This is a genomic window from Arhodomonas sp. KWT (assembly GCF_010993615.1).
Window position 1 is genome coordinate 1 of record NZ_WNXE01000896.1, and the last position, 692, is coordinate 692.

Genomic DNA, 692 nt, shown 5'->3' on the forward strand with positions numbered 1-692 from the left:
AGCCAGATGGCGGTGCTGGCGCTCGCGCGCTACCTGCGCCGGGAGCGCCCGGTGGCGCTGCTCGCCGCCAAGGACCGCGCCATCCGCACCGCCATCGTCGCCCGTGCGCTGGCCCGGGTGCCGGTGCACCTCGCCGGGCGCCTCGGCACCAACCTCTCCGCCGCGCTTGCGGGACGGAGTCGGCTGGGACGGTGGCTGCGCTATGCGCCCATGCGGGTGCTCTACCATCGCGTGGACCGGGTGGTCGCGGTCTCCGAGGGCGTGGCCGAGGACACCCGGCGTATCGCCGGGCTCGCCGCCGGGCGCGTGTGCGTGGTACGCAACCCGGTGGTTTCACCGGATCTCGCCGAGCAGGCGCGCGCCGAGCCGGACCATCCGTGGCTGCGCGAGCCCGGCCCGCCGGTGATCCTCGGTGCCGGGCGGCTGACCCGGCAGAAGGACTTCCCCACGCTGCTGCGCGCGTTCGCGCGGCTGCGCGCCGGGCGCCCGGCGCGGCTGGTGATCCTCGGCGACGGCGGCCAGCGCGGGGCGCTGGAGGCGCAGGCGGCCGAGCTCGGCGTCGCCGACGATCTGGCCCTGCCGGGGCACGTGGCCAACCCCTACGCCTGGATGGCGCGGGCCTCGCTGTTCGTGCTGTCCTCGGCCTGGGAGGGCTCGCCCAACGTGCTCACCGAGGCGGTGGCGCTGGGCAC

At 76.9% G+C, this 692-nt stretch carries 1 protein-coding gene; it reads left to right on the top strand.

Going from position 1 to position 692, the window contains the following annotated elements; genetic code table 11:
• Positions 1-692, top strand: a 692-nt coding sequence (locus G7A99_RS23140; RefSeq protein ID WP_163144400.1) for a glycosyltransferase, incomplete at both ends; no start/stop codon positions are given.